The sequence below is a fragment of the Micromonospora sp. NPDC049799 genome, from assembly GCF_040656655.1.
In the GTDB taxonomy this organism is placed as follows: Bacteria; Actinomycetota; Actinomycetes; order Mycobacteriales; family Micromonosporaceae; genus Micromonospora.
In genome coordinates, this window is the sequence record NZ_JBFAMU010000064.1 from 1 (window position 1) to 17,663 (window position 17,663).

Sequence of the window (17,663 nt, forward strand, 5' to 3'; positions counted from 1 at the left end):
GCGCGCACCGCGAGCGCCGTCTTCCCGCTGCCGGCCGGCCCGCTGACGACCACGGCGGCCGGCGTCCCGCCACGCACGGCCGCGACCACGTCCGCCACCTCCCCGGTACGGCCGACGAACGTGGTGAGGTTCGCCGGAAGTTCCCGGGGCACGACGGGTGCGTTGCCGCGTTCCTCGCCTTCCGACCGGTTCGGGGTGTGGGCGACGGGCATCAGATCGACCGAGCGGTCGAGCATGGCCCGGTGCAGTGCCGCGAGCTCCTCCCCCGGTTCGACGCCCAGGTGTTCGTCGAGCGCCGCGCGGGCCTCCCGGTACGCCGTCAGGGACGCCGGTACGTCCCCACACCGGTAGAGGGCGAGCATCAGCTGACCCCAGGCGCGTTCGCGCAGCGGGTGCGCGGCGAGGTGGCGGCGCAGGTCCCCGAGCAGGCCGCCGTGTTCCCCGACGGCCAGGCGTGCCTGCGCCCATTCTTCGAACACCTGGAGGCGCTGCTCCTCGAGGCTGGCCCAGTGACCGTCCAACAGCGGCCCTGGCGGCAGGCCGTCACCGGCCGGTCCGCGCCACAAGTCGAGTGCAGCGGTCAGCGTCGCGACCGCCGCACGGTGTTTCCCGGCCGCCAGGTCGGCCCGTCCGTCGCTGGCCAGCCGCTGGAACCGGTTGACGTCCAGTTCATCGCCGACCAGGCGCAGCTCGTAGGCGTTGGTGCGGGCGAACAACCGGTCACTGAGCACCCGGCGCAGTCCCATCGCGTGCGACCGCAAGTTGGCGACCGCGGACGGCGGGGGCACGTCGCCCCAGGCCACTTCGGAGAGACGGTTCAGCGACACCGGCCGGTTGGCGTCGAGCGCCAGGGCGGTGAGGACGGCTCGCCGCTTCGCCGCCCCCGGCGTGACGTCGATGCCATCGACGAACAGTTGCATCCTGCCGAGTAACCTGAGGTCGATCTGCATTTCTCGCTCCCCCGTTAAACCTTGAGCGCGCTCAGGCTAAGTGCCTCTTGTAGACAGCAGCAAGGCACATCGAGAGACGAGAATAGTGATGAGCGTCAACGCCGCACCGCGGCGTGTCGTTGTAACAAAGTTTGTGACCAGAACGCTCCGTTCACCAGATTCGTTGAACGCCTTGCTCCGGAAAGGGAGTGGCCAGGCAGGAAAGACCGCCAGGTCGATCTGGGCTGGCGTGAGCGCCGACCTGACATCGGACCAGGACAGTGGCCGCCGAGGCGGAAACCCACCTCGGCGGCCACCCTTGACCCCGATGTCCGTCAGCGCCGGCTGAACAAACTCCGGCGGCCCGTCGAACCCGAGACCCGATTGCTCGTCACGTCAGCATCATCGTCAACCTCGGATTCGATGCCGCTGATACACGTGCATCAGTCCCACCACCACCAATCAAACCAGCGGCCCACAATGGTCCCGGATTTACCCTCGGTATAGCCGCCCCCGACCCCGATGCCAACCCCACTGCTGACAGTATTTACTGGTTGGTTCCAAGCCCCGGTGCCAGCTGAATACTGGAGATTCCCAACCTTCCCCAAGCTGCCCTGCCAGTAGTCAGATGTGCCGACCTGGTCGTGGATAGCTCCATCGGAAGCCACGCCGCTAATACCCACACCGAAACCAGCGTTAGGGCCAACATCCCCTTGCAGTGAGTAGGTCCAACCCAGACCCTGGCCGTCACCCACGATGCAGGCCTGTTCCCCGGCGCCGAGGAAGGCCGCGACACTACCATTGACGCAGATACCGTACATACGGATGCCAGCGATATCCGGATGTGGCTGCAGCGTCCACTCCTCGCCCGGCGGCGTGTAGCCCGGGTTGTTTCGATCGGCCTCCAGCGCCATCAGGCAGTGGTCCGGCGGCATGTTCTTACAGATGTTCCGTTTGTCCTGCTCGTGCTGCTGCAACGCAACCAGGCACGAGTCGAGGCTCACGTTTCCGCATTCGGGGGACGGTCCGGGCTCGTAGGGACCACCACCTGGCAGATCGCCCTCGTCGGGGATCTGTGACGCAGAACGAAGATCGACCACCTGGCCTGCTTCATTCTCGTACAGCCGGCACGCATCGTCACCGCAGGGACGGTGACCGTCGACTTCAATCATGCTGATCGGGTTTCCACCACCGAAGGCGTAGCGGTTGCCGGTCCACGGGTTGAGGCCGAGGTTCATGTCGGCCATGGCGCCGTTGTAGCTGTCGCGGGACAGGAAGCGGTTCAAGTCCGGGCTGTAGTCGCGGAAGCCCATGTCGTACGAGCCTGAGGCCTGGTCCCACCGCTTGGCGTTGAACCGGTAGGCGTTGTACGGCTCCTTCGTCGGGTCCGCCGCGTCCGGCTTGTCGATGCCGGTGAACTCGGCCTCGTTGTCCTTGCCGTACGCGGTGTAGCCGTACGTGGCCTTCGTGTTGCCGGTCTCGTCAGTCAGCTGCTCGACGTCGGTGTGCGGGTTGTACCCGTAGTACGCCTCCTCCTCGGTCCCGTCGTCCTTGTGCGTCACCTGCGACAGGCGCTGACCCCACGGCGAGTACTGGTAGGACTTGGTGAGCTCGCCGGCCACCTCCTCGTCGAGGACCTCCGACGACAGCCCCAGGTAGTTGAAGGTGGTGACCTTCTCCTTCGCCCCGCCGGCGTCGGTCGTCTTCGTTGACGTCCGGTCCATCGGGTCGTAGGTGTACTTCGTGACCGTCGTGCCGGCTCCGATCTTCTTGCGGTTCTCCAGGACGTGGTCGAACCCGTCGTACAGATTCTTTTCGATCACCACACCCGCGGCGGTCACCGTGTCCAGACGGCCGAACGGGTCGTAGTTGTACGAGGCGTTCGCCCCGCCCGTCGTCGCCGTCAGCAGCCGGTTCCGGTCGTAGTTGAACGCGGTGGTGACGTTCTTGACCGTCTGTTCGATGACGTTGTTGTTGGCGTCGTGGACGTACGTCTCGTCGCCTGGCGTGTCACCACTCTTGTTCACCGACACCACGCGGTCACGCGGGTCGTACGTGTAGGTGGCGTTGTTCCAGACGTAGGCCGAGGCGTTGTCGGCCCGCATCTTCTTGTTGTTGTCGGAGGTGCGGTTGCCGTTCAGGTCGTAGACCATCGAGTGCTCGGAGACGACCACGCCGTTCGGTTTCTTCTCGACCTGGTACTTCAGCAGCCCGTCGAGGTAGTAGGTGTAGTCGACGGTGTTGCCGTTGCCCTTGGTCTCCTTCTTCTTCTCGGCCCGGTCGGTGTAGGTGAAGGTGGTCGTCTTCTTGCCGGTGTCCGTGGCGGACTCGCCGTTGACCACCGTCGACACCAGGTCACGCTCGTCGTAGGCGTAGCTGGCGTACTGCTTGTCGTGCGCTGTGGTGAGCGGTGCGCTGTTCTCGTTGTAGGTGAAGGACGTCGTGTTCCTGACCGTTCCCGACTTCCTCTCGGTGACCGTCTGCACCTGGTTGAGGCCGGTGTAGGCGACCGAGTACGTGTCGACCCGGGCACCGGGTGACGAGTCGGTGATGGTGGTCAGGTTCCCGTTCGGGTCGTACCGGTAGGCGTAGTCGACCTTCTCGTTGTCGGTCTCGCCGGTGTTGTTCCGGACCACCTTCACCGCGTCGGCGACGACGGTGCCGGTGGCCTGGTCCGACAGCGACACCGCGTGGCTGTTGCCCTCGGTGAAGCTGTAGGAGCCGAGGCTCACCCACGTCCCGGTGCCGGTGGTCTGGTTGACCGTCCGCACCGTGTTCCCGCCGCCGTGCTTGACGGTGTACTTCGCGTCGGTGGCGGCACCGGAAACCTGCGGGTAGCGGGCGAACACCTCGTACGTGCCGGCCTGCGGCACGTTGAGCTGCCAGGTGAAGGCGTTCGTTCCTGTCCCCGCCGGCCGGGTCGCGTAGCTGGGGCCGTACTTCGTCGTCGCCGAGGTCGCGGCGGTCCAGGTGCCGATGGCGGTGGTGTTGTTGAAGTCGGAGTTGTCGACCAGCACCACGTGCTTGCCGGCCGGCACACCGTCGTCCGTCCGGGACGCCAGCTTGCCGTCCGGGAAGTACGACCAGGTCATCGTCCGGTTCGCTGTCGAGTTCGACCGGTCCTCACCGGCCGGCGTCACCGTTCGCACGGTCTGGGCACCGAGCTTGTCGTAGTCGTACGACGTGACGATGTCCCACGGATCGCTGCTGGTCTTCGTCCAACCGTTGTCGAAGTAGCTGTGGGTCGTGTCGTTGCGGACCGACTCACCCGCCGAAGGCGGCATGCTGACCTTCGCCAGCCGGCCCACGTCGTCGTACGTGTAGGTGGTGACGTCCGCGGTCTTGTAGCGGGCGTCGTCCTTGTCGTACGCGGTGCGGGTCTCCTTCACCCGGTTCAGTTCGTCGTAGACGTTGACCGTCGCGAAGTCGTCCGGGTCGTCGGTGGTGGCGACACCCCGGGGGCTGACGACGCGCGTCTGGTTGCCGACCTCGTCGTACTCGAACTTCGTGATGCGGTGGGTGATGGTGCCGTTGTCGTTCTTGTGCGGCACCTTGGCCTCGGTTGGCTTGCCCCGCTTGTCGAGGACGACCTCGGTGGTGTTGCCGAGCTGGTCGGTGGTCGCGGTGACCAGACCGTCCCGGTCGTACCGGGTGGTGGTGAACTTGCCCAGGGCGTCCGTGACCTTGGTGACCCGGTGCGCCCAGTCGTAGTCGTACAGGGTCGTGTAGTCGGTGGTCGAGGTCGACGCGTTCTTGCGGGGGTCGACCACCTTCTTGACGTTTCCGACGTTGTCGTACTCGTACGTGATCTGGTGGACCTTCGCGTTGGTGACGGTGGTGAGCTGGTAGATCTCGTCGTACGCGTTGGTGGTGACGAAGTCGCCGGCCACCGTCGGCGTCAGGTTGCCCTTCGGCTCGGTGGTGGTCAGCGGGTTACCGACCTTGTCGTACGTGAACGAGGTCTTCCGCTCCGGGTCACCCACCTGGTCAACCGGTGCCAGGGTGTCGGTCAGCTGGTCGGCCTTGTCGTACGACGCGGTGGTGTACGCGCCGTTCGGGGCGAAGGACTTGACGACGTTGTCGTTCTGGTCGTACACCGGAGCCGGGGTGACGATGAAGTCACCGGCCCCCTGGTCCTTCGGCACCCGGTTCTCCAGCGGACGGCCGAAGGTGTCGTACTCCTGCGACGTCACCTTGTCGTACGCGTCGGTGACCGTCTTGACCTGGCCGCGCTCGTCGTAGACGAACTCCGTCTCCTTCGTCTTCGCGTCGATGACCTTCTGCGGGTAGCCGTTCGCGTCGAACAGGTCGTTCTTCGTGGTGTTGCCGTTGGCGTCGGTCGCCGTCAGCATCTGGCCCCACGCGTCGTACGTGTAGGAGGTCTTGTAGTCCTCCGGGTCGGCCGTGGTGTTGCCGATCGGGTCGACCACCCAGGCGAGGTCACCGTCGGTCTCGTAGCCGAAGGTGTGCTTGCGGCCCTCCGGGCTGACCTTCTCGGTGAGGTCGGCGACGTAGCCGTTGAGCTGGCGCTGGTAGGTCAGCACCGTGCCGGGCGTGCCGTTCTTGACCGCCTCGGCGTCCTTGATCTCGGTCGGGTAGCCGGTCTTCTGGTCATACGTCCAGGTGGAGGCGGCAAGGTTCGCCTCCTCCAGCCGAACGACGTTGTGGTCATCGTCCCAGCCCAGCTTCGTGGTCTGGTTCTTGGCGTTGGTGGTCTCGTACGGCCGTCCGTAGCCGTCCATCCGGTATGCGGTGGCGTGGTTCTCCGCGTCGGTGACCGTGGTGTTGATGTTTTTGCCCTGCGGGCCGTCTGGGTCCACGTAGGCGAACTGGGTCGGGTGGCCGAGCCGGTCGGTGTAGGACTTGGTGGTCCAGTGCCACTTCGGGTCGTCGCCGGCCTGTGGGTAGTTGTAGACCAGGTTGGTGGCGTTGTTCCGCGGGTCGGTGACCTTGACCAGCTTGACGTTCTTGTTGCCCTGCGTCATGTCGTAGGCGAACTTGAACGTTTTGGGCGTGCCGTTGGTGGAGCCGGCGCCGTCGACCAGCTCACCGAGCAGACCCTTGTCGGTGTACGTGAAGGTGAGCTTCCGCCCCGAGATGTCGGTGATCTGCGAGACGTGGTCGATGATCTTCGGGTTGGTGAGGTTGGTGCCGGACTGCCGGGTCCAGGTGGTGTCGTCGATGTACTGGAACGCCTGGCCCTTGGCGTAGTAGTCGATGGTCAGGGTCTGCCGGCCGGTCGCATCGGTGAGGTACCGCAGGAACTTGGTCGGCTTGTTGTTGGACTTGCGCTCCTCGTAGGTGAAGCGCATCTCGTTGCCGTTGTTGTCCACCACGCTGGACAGGAAGCCCTCGCAGTCGTAGAAGAACTGCGTCCGGTCGGGCTTGGTGAGCACCCACGCCCGTCGCTCCTGCGTGTTCGGCTTGCAGTCGACCGCGGTGGCCTTCTGGAGGTACAGGTGGACACCCTTAGGTGCCTTCCACTCCCCAGCGGCGGCGTCCCAGGTGAACCAGTGGCTGGTGCCGTCGCCGTCGGTCAGGGTGACCTTCGTCGGGTTCGGGTTGGGGTGGAAGTCCAGCGGGGTGCCCAGGCGCATCATCGACGACGCCTGCAGCGACCAACCGAAACCGGCGACCGAGTCGGTGGTGTCCAGCGAGTTGTACGACATCCGCACGAACGTCGACAGGCCCCGGGACGGGTTGTTCAGCGCGTTGTACGACCAGACGGTGTTGCCGGCGTACAGGTTGTTCATCAGGGTGCCGCCGGCACCGGTGTTCTTACCCGCGTACGAGTAGAACTTCTCCAGGCCGAGCTGGTCGGAAGTCGGCTCCTCCACGGCCACGTTCTGCGGCAGCCCCTTGATTGCGGACGAGGAGGACAGCTTCGTGCCGTTGAGCTTGTTGCGCAGGTCCCAGTTGAGCACGTACTCGCTGCGCTTGTTGCCGTCGGTGGACGACGGCGGAGCCTTCACCTGCGCGGTGACCTCCACGGTGCCGCCGGCCACCACGTTCTTCGGCAGCGGTGTCCGCAGCTCGTAGCTGTCGTCGGGGACATCCTCCAGGACACCGGAGGCGTCGTACCGCTTCCAGTCGTAGGACAGCTCCCAGTCCGTGGTGTTCCAGGCGGCCAGCGTCGGGTTCGACACGGTCACCGGGAGGGCGTACGTGGTGTTCGGCGTCAGTGTCTGCGGCGTCGAGGCGGCGTAGTACGTCGACTCGGCGGTCTGCTCGAGGTACGTGACCTCCAGCGTCGGCCGTAGCAGCGGCTCCGGCGCCTCCGAGTTGAGCATCATGACGCGCTGGTTGTTCGCTGCCTCGTCCTTCATCTTGAGCAGCAGACCGTAGTTGGTCGCCGGGTTCACCACCCACTTCGCGGCGGCCGCGGTGACGTCCCAGGTCTCCCACTCCGGGTCGTTGGTGAAGCCGTTGAAACCCGACAGCGGCGTCGCGGTGTAGTCGCCGCCGCCGGTCCACGCCACGCCGGTGGACGCCTGGCTCCAGGTCGCCGTCGTCTCGGCGAAGTTCTGCCGCAGCTCGTGCACGTCCACGGTGCCGCTGCTCGGGTCGTTCGGCCCGTAGTTGTAGGCCGTCCAGAGCCGCAGCTGGGCGTCCACCACCTTTGCGGTGGACGGGATGCCGGCCAGGTTGGCGAACTTGACCAGGCCCCGGGTGTCGCCGTAGACGGTGGAGTTGTTCCCGACCCCGATGTACCTGTCACCGTCGTAGATGCTGATGTTCTGGCTCGGCACCAACGAGCCGATCGTCGTGTCGACCACATCGGCGGCCGTCGCGCCACGGCGGATGATCTTCGTGATCTGTCCGGCCTTCGGCAGCATCGCCTGCTGGGTCGGCCCGCCCACGAGCTGACCGTCGCGGGTCTTGACGGCGATCATGTAGTAGAAGAACTTGCGGGCCATCGGGTTGGTGTTGTCCGCCGCGGTCGGCTCCGCGGTGGTGTCCTGGTAGGTCTGCGTGCTCGTCGAGACCGGCGCGATCAGCGTCGCCGCCGAGGGCACGAAGTTCTGGTGCACGCTGCGGTGCACCTGGTACTCGACAGCGTCGTCCGCCGTGCTCGTCGACGGGTCGTTGTAGCCCGGCCAGGTGAGGACCGCACCGGTCGAGGTGATGGTGGTCGGCGGGTTCACCGCCACGCCTGGACGACCGTAGGTGACCACCAGCTTGGGCAGGTTGAAGTCCCGCCGGTCGTTGGCGTACGCGTACTCCGACGCCTCGTAGATCGGCCCGCCGCGGTCCTTCGTGGCCTCGTCGAGAGCCTTGATCATGAAGCCGTGGTTGTCGTAGGTGCCGTTGACCCAGTCCTGCACGAGGTTGCGGACGGGGAACGTGTTCCACACGCTCGACACGGCCCGCTTCTTGACGGCGCCGGCCTTGGTGAACCGCACGGCGTCGGCGTTGGCGGACGTGCCCGGCACGCCGTTGAGGACCACCTTGCCGGTGGTGCCCGCCACGAACGGATGGGTACCGAGAGTGAGCCACTTGCCAGCACTGCTCGGCGTGGTCTGGTCGACGGTGTACGTCTTCGACCCGCCGGAGAAGTACACCTTGTACGGGGCGTTGGTCGGCCGGTCCGAGGCACCCACGTAGTGGACCTCGACCTGATAGTCGCCCGACTCGGTGATGGTCGGCACCCAGGTGTGCGTGTCCGTCGCGAGACTGCTGCCGTGGTAGCGGTAGTCGGTGTTGATCGCCTTCGGGGTCAGCGTCGTGTTCCCGGACCACGGCCAGGACCCGACCACCGACGTTCCGGTGTCACCGTCGTCCTTGACGACCACGTTGCCCGCGGGAGCACCGGCGATCTGGCCGTTCATGCTCGCCCAGGTCGCGCCCACCTCGCCGTTCGGGCCCACCTCGCCGGTCTCGTTCCACGCCTTCGTGATCCGGCGGACCTCCATCGGCACGTCGTAGTTCCACTGGGTGTGGGTCTGCGAGTAGTACAACTGGAGCTGCGCGTCGTCGACCGGCGTGTTGTCCGGGATCGAGCTGAGGTCGAACTTCAGCAGCGACCGCCACGCCTGGGTCTCGTCGGTGCCGACCTTGAGCTGGTAGGTGTCGTTGTAGTTCCTGGTGGTGTTGCCCGAGTAGATCTGCACGTCCCGCGCGTCGGTCGGGACGGGCTGGACCTTGATCGTCGGGTCGATGACCACCGGGTAGACGCGCGCCGGGTCGGCGAGCCAGCCCGCGTCGGCGGCGACGGTGATCGTCGTGGCGTCCCCCGACTGGGTCACCGTCTGGGTGACCTTGTCGCTCCACACCTTGCCGTGCGGGGAGGACGGGTCGTCCTTGTCGTCGTACATGAACGGCGCCGGCATCACGAACACCGGGCCGCCCCCGTCAGCAGGCAGGAACGCGATCGAGCCGTCCTTCTGCTGCTGCGCCGTCAGGCCGGAGGTCTCCAGGGTGAAGGTGTACGACGCCGGCCCGCTCGCCGCCTTCCGCAGGACGATCTTCTCCTTGAGTGCCGTCGCGGTCACGTCGTAGACGACGTCGGCCCCGCCGGCGAGCCCCTTGTAGGTGACCGTGGAGCCGTCGACGGTGGGCTTGGCGCCCTTGACCGCCCCGGCGAGGCCGAGCTCGATGCTGCGCCCGCCCGCCTCGAAGCGGACCAGGTCCTCCGTGCTGTCGCCGAAGAGGCTGGTGAAGTTGTTGGTCCGGTTGCCCTGGACGTAGTCCCCGTTCGTGACGGGACGGACCGTGGTGTCGATGGGCTGGAAGCGGCCCTTGACGTCCTTGTAGTGCAGCGGCACGGAAGAGATCTCCGCCTGGGTCCGGCCGTCGGAAAGCTGGTAGACCTTGCTGTTCGCGGTCCGCTTGGCCGCCAGCTCCCTGACCCGTTTCTGCGGTGGCCAGGCCTTCGCGGGCGTCGGCTTCTCGTTGACGGCCAGTCCGGCCCCGACCACCTCCGGCTCCGGCGGCGGGTCACCACCGTCGACCAGCCCCTTGGCCGCGTCGCCGATGCGTTCGAGCAGGCCCGGCTCATCGTCGGCACCCGCCGAGCTCTGCGGTTTCTGGTCAGACAGAACAGCTGTGCCGCCCAGGGTGGCGACCAGCGCCACCGTCAGGCTCGCGATCACCGGACCGCGAAGTTTTCTCTTCACCCGTCACCCTCCGGTCAGGGTCCAATTCGACGGGTAGAAGTTAGGGTTGCTTCGTATACCGACCGCTATCGCGAAAATATCGATGCATCGCGCTATCTCAGATCGACCTTTATCGCTCAATGCGCGGCAGTCGTCGGCCGTGCAACGGTGTTCGCAGGAGGGAAGCTCTCGCGTCGCAACGGGGCCGGAACGGGTCAGGATCGGGTCCGCAACTCCCCGATCCTGACCCCCAGCCGTCCGGCGTGGTAGCGGACATCGCCGTGTCGGTCACGCAGGCGTGGCACGTCCGCCCACGCCGACCTCTTCACGGCGAGCCGGCCCGCCTGCACTCAGCTCCACGGTGCCCAACTACCGGACTTCGGCGCGCTCCCGACTCACCCCGAAGAGCCTTGAGCGCCGGATCAGGTTAGGCGCGTTTCGGCAGCTCGGACAAGGTTTCCCGGGCCCGGCGGGGAGTGATTGATGTCAAGGTGAAAAAGCGGCATGTCCGCGTAACACGGCCGGTTGTGTCAACGCTGTTTCGTGTCGAGGCGGTCTCCACGCCGACGCGTCGAGACGGTCGCCGCGATGCCGCCGGTCAGCAGGGCCGCCGCCATCACGTGGAGCAGCCGTACGCCGGTGGGGGCGATCTGGTCGGCCGCCGGCAACAGCGGCAGCACGCCCATCCCCACGGCGAGCGTAACGCCTGCCACCGCGTAGGACACCATCCGCCGCGTGGAGTCTGGTGGGTCCACGCCGTCCTGCCGGCGGGCGACGTGGCGCGCCAACCCGGCGACGACCACCGCGCCGAGCACGGTGCTCGCCGCGTCGGAGACCGTCCACCAGTGGACACCGGTGGATGCGTACCAGTCCACGCCCAGCGCGCGCAGCCAGTCCGTGTGGGTGACCAGGTCCCAGCCGACGTGGCTGAGCGCGCCGATCCCCGCCGAGCCGACGGTGACCAGCCAGGGGTGCCGGACGGCGCCGAGCGTGGCGAGGTCCGGCCAGCGGTGGGTCAGGCCCGCCGGCAGGTGCGGAGCGACCACGGCAGCGCAGCGGCGAGCCAGCCAGGCGTACCCGAGCGCCACCGGCAGGCACCACCAGAGCAGGCCGCCGAGGGTGTGGGTGCGCGGAGGCTCCCAGGGGGTGCCGGCCAACAGGTACGCGACGTCCGGCGACACCGCGCCGGTGCAGAGGGCGACGCCGTCGAACCAGCGCGGCCGCCAGAGCTTCAGCGGCAGCACCGCCGCCAGGTGCGACGGAAAGGTCAGCGGCACGTCGGGTCCAGTCGGGTGGCGATGGCGTCGGCGGGTCTCAGAGTGTCCCGGCGAACTGGAGCGACTTCAGGACGACCAGCCCGACCAAGAGCACCGTCACACCGCCGATCACCAGCGCGTGCACCAGACCCCGCCGGTCGCGGGGCGCGAAGGCGAGACCGAGGGCGGTGACGCCACCGGCGAGCAGCCCGCCGAGGTGCCCCTCCCACGAGGTGAAGCTGGCCGACAGCACCAGCCACAGGACGAACATCACCATGAGGTGGCGACCGTCGAGGGGGTGGTGATGCAGCTTCCGGGTGAGGACGACATAGCAGGCCGCGAGGCCGAACACGGCCCCCGACGCGCCGAGCGCGGCCTGGCCCGGGTCGACCAGGACACCCAGCACCGAGCCGCCGACGGCGGACAGCAGGTAGACCGCGGTGAGGCGGGCGTGCCCGAGGCGCTCCTCGAGGATCCGGCCGAGCACCCAGATCCAGTACATGTTGAGCGCGATGTGCGCGATCCCGAAGATCCCGTTGCCGGGAAGCTGGTGCAGGAACGCCGAGGTGACGAGCCGGTACCACTCGCCGTGGAGGACCCCGGCCTGTTCGTAGCCGGAGTAGGGGCTGCCGTCGTCGACATAGTGCGCCCCGTCGGCGTCGACCAGCACGGCACCGACGTTGTAGAAGAGCTCCACGACGCCGGGGACGGCCAGCTCGACCAGGTACGCGAGGACGGTGAGGGTGATCAGCGCGTACGTCACCAGGGGCACGGTGACCGTCCGGCCGCCGAAGACGGTGCGCGCCTCGCGTACCGTCCGGTTGTCCTCCTTGATGCAGACCGGGCAGCGGAAGCCGACCGGCGCCTCGCGCATGCAGTCCGGGCAGATGTAGCGGTCGCAGCGGGAGCAGCGCACGTACGTCTCGCGGCGGGGATGCCGGAAGCAGGTGGTGGGGGTCTCGGCCGCCGGCGGGTCGGAGGGCGGGGTGCTCGTGGTGTCCATGGCGGGTCTCCCGGTCCGGCGCGGTGCCGCGCAACCTGTACGCCGTCGGGCGCAGGACGGCGCCGGAAAGGCTAACCCAAGATCGGATTCCCGGCGGCCCCCAGGTTGTACGAACCCACCAGCATGCTCACCATCGCTCCCCCGGTCAGCTCCCCCGCCTGGCGCAGGGCCGTGACGGCGTACCGCTGGTCGTCGTTCAGGTCAGCGAAGCGAGTGCCGTCGGGGATCGGCCCGTGCGGGAACGCCGCGTCGAGGGCGGCCCGCAGCAGCAGCCACCGGTCCGTCTCGTCGGCGGGGGCGGTGACCCGGTCGACGAGGACCCGAACCCGGTCCTCCGCGACCCCGGCCGGAAGGTCCCGGATCGTGAGGGCGGCGACCGTGGCCATGTCGCCCCCGAGGAGGGGCCAGTGCGGCACCGGGCCGCGCGCGCCGTCGAGGCAGCCGTACAGCTCCTCGACGAGCGGTCGGTCGGGTGCCGACCGCAGCCGGGCCAGCCCCAGCACTGCGGACCACTCTTCACCTCGATTGACGGCGTCCCGGCGGCGCGACACCGCGTCCACCAGGGCCGTGTCGTCGGTGCCGCCGGCGCACAGCCCGGCCGCCACGCAGGCCGTCGCCGCGACGAACGGGTCCGGCTCCTCGACGATGAGGCGCGCCAGCACCGGCGCGATGCTGGCCCGCTCCTCCGGGAACCAGGCGAGGAGGTGCGCGACGTGCAGCCGGACCGCCACGTCCGGTGAGGTCAGGGCCGAGAGGTACGCCGGTACGCCGGCCCGGACGGCGTCGTACGCCTGCACTGCCCACCGCTGGCCGTCCCGGTCCTCCTCCACGTCGGACCACTGGACGCGGCGGGCGCGGGCCGCCCGCGCGTCGGCGGTCGGGCCGGACACCACCCACTCGTCCTGCTCGCGTTCCAGGTCCGCCCGAGTGAGGGAGCGACGGCGTTCCACCTCCCGCCGGGCCGTGGCCGGATCGTCGCGCTCGATCAGCCACGTGCTCTGGTCACCGACGGCGATGGCGGCTAGGACCTGGGCCGCGGCGAACCGGTCCGGCGCCTTCGGATCACCGACGATCTCGACGAGGAAGGGCGCCACGACGGCGCCCGCCTCCGACGACCCGTTCAGGACGTCACTCAGCCGCTGGTAGCTGGCCTGGCGGATGTCCCGGGTCCGGGACCGGAGCCGGTCCAGCAGCCCCGGCACCTCGACCGCCGGCCCGTACGCGCACTGGACGGCGCTCCAGTCGACGGCGTCCCATGATCTCTGTCGTCGCCACATCGCGGCGACGATAGAGCATCCCGGCCCCCCTCCGCCGCCCCGCTCAGAAGTGGCGGAGCAGGTCCGGGAAGGCGGCGAGCCGGAGGACGCCCGGGTCCGTCGGGTCCAGCTCGTCGTGCTCGAGCACCCAGGTGTTCTCGTTGGGGATGAACACGGCGTTCATCCCGGCCGCGCGGGCGGGCCGGATGTCGGACTTCGGCGAGTTGCCGATCATCCAGGCGCGGGCCGGGTCGAAGCCGTGCTCCCGGGCCAGCCACCGGTAGGTGTCGGCGTCCTTCTCCTTGACGATGTGCGCCGCCCCGAAGTGGTGCAGCAGGCCGCACGCGTCGAGCTTGCGCTGCTGCTCCTCGTGCTCGCCCTTGGTGAGCAGGAGCAGCTCGTGCCGGCCGGCCAGCTCGTCGAGCGCCTCGGCGACGCCGGGCATCAGCTCCACCCGGTGCTCGACCAGCGCCCGGGCGAGGCCGTCGATGTCCCGTCGCTCGGCGTCGGTGGCCGGGCGCTCCCGCAGCCGCTCCAGACACTCGCCGAGGCTGTGCAGGAAGACCTTGCTGCCGTACCCGTGGGTGACCGCGTTGGCCCGCTCGATGTCGTCGAGGATGGCCCGGATCTCGGCCCGGTCGAGGGTGGGGTGGTCCAGCCACTCCAGGAAGTCGTCGATCACCCGCTCGAAGACGACGTTGTTCTCCCAGAGCGTGTCGTCGGCGTCGAACACGAGCACCTGACCGGTGTACGGCATACGTCCTCCCCTGTGTGCGGCCCGCGCCACCGTACTGCCTCGCCGCCGACCACTCACCTGGATTCCGGCCGGCGCAGGGTGAGGATGAGATCGGCGACCAGCGCCGTCCAGCCGGTCTGGTGCCACGCGCCGAGGCCGGCCCCGTTGTCGCCGTGGAAGTACTCCGGGAAGGAGATCAGGTCCCGCCAGTCGGGGTGGGTCTGGAAGAGCTGGGCGGCGCCGTAGATGGGTCGCCGCCCCCAGTCGTCGCGGGTGAACAGCGAGATGAGCCGTACCGACAGGTCGTCGGCGATCTCGTCGAGGGTCCGCTTCACGCCCGAGCGGGTCGGGTACTCGACCTGGAGGTCGTCGCCGAAGAACGCCGCGTAGTCGCGCAGCGCGCTGATCAGCAGGAAGTTCGTCGGCATCCAGATCGGGCCGCGCCAGTTGGAGTTGCCGCCGAACAGGCCGCTGGTGGACTCGGCCGGCTCGTAGCCGACGCAGAACTCCTGCCCGCCGAGGGTGACCGAGAAGGGCTTGTCCAGGTGGGCGCGGGACAGCGTCCGCAGGCCGTACTCGGAGAGGAACTCGTCGGTGTCGAGCATCCGGGCCAGCAGCCGGACGATCTGGTCCGGGCCGACCATGGACAGCAGGCGCTGCTGGCGGCCGTCCGGGCCGAGCCGGCGGGCGCCGATGACCGAGGCGAATTCGGGACGATTGGTGAGGAACCAGCGCAGCCGGGCACCCAGCTCCGGCAGCCGGTGCAGGGTCTTCGCGGTGAGCCGGGTGACCGCCGCGAGCGGGAGCAGCCCGACGACCGAGCGCACCTTCAGCGGCACCTTCGTGCCGTCGGTGAGGCGCAGCACGTCGTAGAAGAACGCGTCCTCGGGGTCCCAGAGGCCCTGCTCGTACGCGGCGGCGGCGATGTAGGCGAAGTGCTCGAAGAACTTGGTGGCGGTGTCCACCCAGGTGTGGTCGTGCTCGGCGAGCACGATCGCGATGTCGAGCAGGTTGAGCGCGTACATGGCCATCCAGCCGGTGCCGTCGGACTGCTCCAGCACCCCGGCGACCGGCAGCGCGGCCGACCGGTCGAAGGGACCCACGTTGTCCAGCCCGAGGAAGCCGCCCTCGAAGACGTTGTTGCCGCCGGTGTCCTTCCGGTTGACCCACCAGGTGAAGTTCAGCAGCAGCTTGTGCATCACCCGGGCGAGGAAGGCGTGGTCCCGCCCGCCGTCGATCTCGAACACCTTCAGCGCGGCCCACGCGTGCACCGGCGGGTTCACGTCACCGAACGCCCACTCGTACGCCGGGATCTGCCCGTTGGGGTGCAGGTACCACTCGCGCAGCAGGAGCAGGATCTGCTCCTTGGCGAAGCCGGGGTCGACCCGGGCGATGCTCACGCAGTGGAAGGCCAGGTCCCAGGCGGCGTACCAGGGGTACTCCCACGGGTCCGGCATGGAGATGACATCGAAGCTGGTCATGTGCCACCAGGCGCTGTTGCGCCCGTGCCGGCGGCCCGGCGGCGGGGGCGCCGAGCCGGGGTCGCCCTCCAGCCACCGTTTGACGTCGAAGTGGTAGAACTGCTTGCCCCACATCAGCCCGGCGATGGCCTGCCGCGCCACGAGGGCCTCGTCGGGGGTCGCGGCGGTCGGGATGACACCGGCGAAGAACCGGTTGGCCTCGGCCCTGCGGGCCCAGACGACCGCGTCGAAGCCGGCGCCGAGGTCGCCCGGCGGGGGCGCGGTGCCGCCGGGTGGCGGTGCGGTACGCGTCAGACGCAGCCGGATCTGCCGCTGCTCCCCCGCGGGCACGGTCAGCACGTAGTGCAGCGCGCCCTTGGTGCCCTCCCGGTCGGGGTTGACCGTGGCGGCGCCGTTGACCACGTGGTCGTTGATCCCGTCCTTCGGGTAGCGGGACCGCCCGCGCAGCCCCCAGAGCCGCTCGGCGTTGGTGTCGTTGTCGCAGAGCAGCGGGATCGGGTCGCCGTCGCCCTCGAGCAGGAGCTGGCCGAGCACCCGGTGATCGCCGACCAACCGGGAGCCCTCGCCGACGAGGCGGGGGATCCGGTCGCCGCCGGGCAGCCCCCACGCCCAGGTGTTGCGGAACCAGAGCGTCGGCAGCACGTGCAGGGTCTCCGCGCGGTCGCCCCGGTTGGCGACGGTGACCGTGACGCACATGTCGGTCGGGGTGGCCTTGGCGTAGTCGACGGTCACCGCCCAGTACCGGTCGTCGTCGAAGATCCCGGTGTCGACCAGCTCGTACTCGGTGTCGTCCCGGCCGCGCAGCGCGTTGACCGCGACCAGTTCGTCGTACGGGAAGGGGGCCTGCGGGTAGTGGTAGCGCCACCGCATCCAGGAGTGGGTGGGGGTGGAGTCCTCGTACCACCAGTAGTCCTTGGCGTCCTCGCCGTGGTTGCCGCCGTCCCCGCCGAGGCCGAACATCCGCTCCTTGAGGATCGGGTCCCGGCCGTTCCACAGCGCCAGGGCGAAGCAGAACGTCTGCCGGTCGTCGCAGACGCCCGCCATGCCGTCCTCGCTCCACCGGTAGGCTCTGGACCGCGCGTGGTCGTGGGGGAAGTAGTCCCACGCCGTGCCGTGTTCGCTGTAGTCCTCCCGTACCGTCCCCCACGCCCGCTCGGACAGATAGGGACCCCATGCGCGCCAGTCCTGCTCTCCCGCGTCAGCCTGGGCGAGCCGGATGCGCTCCGGGTCGGGCGCGGAGGTGAACGGGTTCGAGGGGTCGGTGATCACCTGCACATCTTCGACGCCGCCGGGGTACTTGACCACAGCGGCCATTCTCGTCGTGGCGTGTGGCACCCCGTTGCCGGTGGAGGAAAGTTGATCGACATTCGCTTCGGTCCGCAGGTGTGCGGCGACCTGACCAGCGGGGCGACCCGGGAATGGGTCGTCGCGGACGGCCTCGGCGGGTACGCCATGGGCACCGTGAGCGGGCTGCGCACCCGCCGGTACCACGGTCTGCTCGTGGTGGCCGGCGAAACCCCGGCGTCCCGGAACATGGGACTTGCCAGCCTCGACCCGGCGGTGGTCCTGCCGTCCGGCGCCCGGGTGCGCCTCGGCGCGCACGAGTGGTCCTCCGGCGACGTGGACCCGCGCGGCTTCGAGCTGCTCGAACGCTTCGACCTGACCGACGGGCTGCCCCGCTGGCGGTGGCGGATCGGCGACGTGGTGGTCGAGCGGGAGATCGCCATGGCGTACGGCCGGTCGTGCGTGGCGGTGGTGCACCGGCTGGTGAGCGGCGGCCCGGTGCACCTGGAGCTGAGCGCCGCGTGCACCTGGCGGGACGCGCACGGCGAGCGGCGCGCCGACGGGCCGACGCCCCGGGTGGAGCCGGTCGCCGGCGGGGCGGTCGTGGAGGGGGCGTTCCGCCT

At 68.7% G+C, this 17,663-nt stretch carries 8 protein-coding genes; 1 reads left to right on the forward strand and 7 read right to left on the reverse strand.

Annotated features, from left to right (window positions below; genetic code table 11):
- From AB0I76_RS08310 to AB0I76_RS08340, 7 genes are all read right to left on the reverse strand, one after another.
- The coding region (locus AB0I76_RS08310; protein WP_357031654.1) for a BTAD domain-containing putative transcriptional regulator at positions 1-950 on the reverse strand (950 nt) is incomplete at its 3' end.
- A 422-nt stretch (positions 951-1,372) separates the two neighbouring features.
- Positions 1,373-10,045 carry a DNRLRE domain-containing protein gene (locus tag AB0I76_RS08315; RefSeq protein WP_357031657.1) on the reverse strand — a complete coding sequence of 2,891 codons (8,673 nt, stop codon included), beginning with the start codon at positions 10,043-10,045 and terminating at the stop codon, positions 1,373-1,375.
- A 509-nt stretch (positions 10,046-10,554) separates the two neighbouring features.
- Entirely contained in the window at positions 10,555-11,301 is a 747-nt protein-coding gene (locus tag AB0I76_RS08320) for a DUF4184 family protein (RefSeq protein ID WP_357031659.1), read from the reverse strand.
- 37 nt (positions 11,302-11,338) lie between these two features.
- The gene (locus AB0I76_RS08325) at positions 11,339-12,283 is read right to left on the reverse strand and encodes a rhomboid family intramembrane serine protease (RefSeq protein ID WP_357031661.1); all 945 of its coding nucleotides are present in this window, start codon (positions 12,281-12,283) and stop codon (positions 11,339-11,341) included.
- A 71-nt stretch (positions 12,284-12,354) separates the two neighbouring features.
- A complete protein-coding gene (locus tag AB0I76_RS08330; protein WP_357031664.1) occupies positions 12,355-13,560 on the reverse strand; it encodes a HEAT repeat domain-containing protein in 1,206 nt (401 codons plus the stop codon).
- A gap of 43 nt (positions 13,561-13,603) precedes the next feature.
- Positions 13,604-14,296, reverse strand: coding sequence for an HAD family hydrolase (locus AB0I76_RS08335; RefSeq protein ID WP_357031667.1), 693 nt, complete (start codon positions 14,294-14,296; stop codon positions 13,604-13,606).
- A gap of 53 nt (positions 14,297-14,349) precedes the next feature.
- Positions 14,350-17,070: a glucosidase gene (locus AB0I76_RS08340; protein WP_357031670.1), complete on the reverse strand. Its 2,721-nt coding sequence runs from the start codon at positions 17,068-17,070 to the stop codon at positions 14,350-14,352.
- Positions 17,071-17,112: 42 nt separating this feature from the next.
- Here AB0I76_RS08340 and AB0I76_RS08345 point away from each other — a divergent pair.
- Positions 17,113-17,663, forward strand: a 551-nt coding sequence (locus AB0I76_RS08345) for a glycogen debranching enzyme N-terminal domain-containing protein (protein ID WP_357031673.1), incomplete at its 3' end; no start/stop codon positions are given.

Bases quoted from the DNA above. Each gene is read 5' to 3' on its own strand.
- AB0I76_RS08330 (WP_357031664.1), bottom strand. From the start codon at position 13,560: ATGTGGCGACGACAGAGATCATGGGACGCCGTCGACTGGAGCGCCGTC.
- AB0I76_RS08325 (WP_357031661.1), bottom strand. From the start codon at position 12,283: ATGGACACCACGAGCACCCCGCCCTCCGACCCGCCGGCGGCCGAGACC.
- AB0I76_RS08335 (WP_357031667.1), bottom strand. From the start codon at position 14,296: ATGCCGTACACCGGTCAGGTGCTCGTGTTCGACGCCGACGACACGCTC.
- AB0I76_RS08340 (WP_357031670.1), bottom strand. From the start codon at position 17,070: ATGGCCGCTGTGGTCAAGTACCCCGGCGGCGTCGAAGATGTGCAGGTG.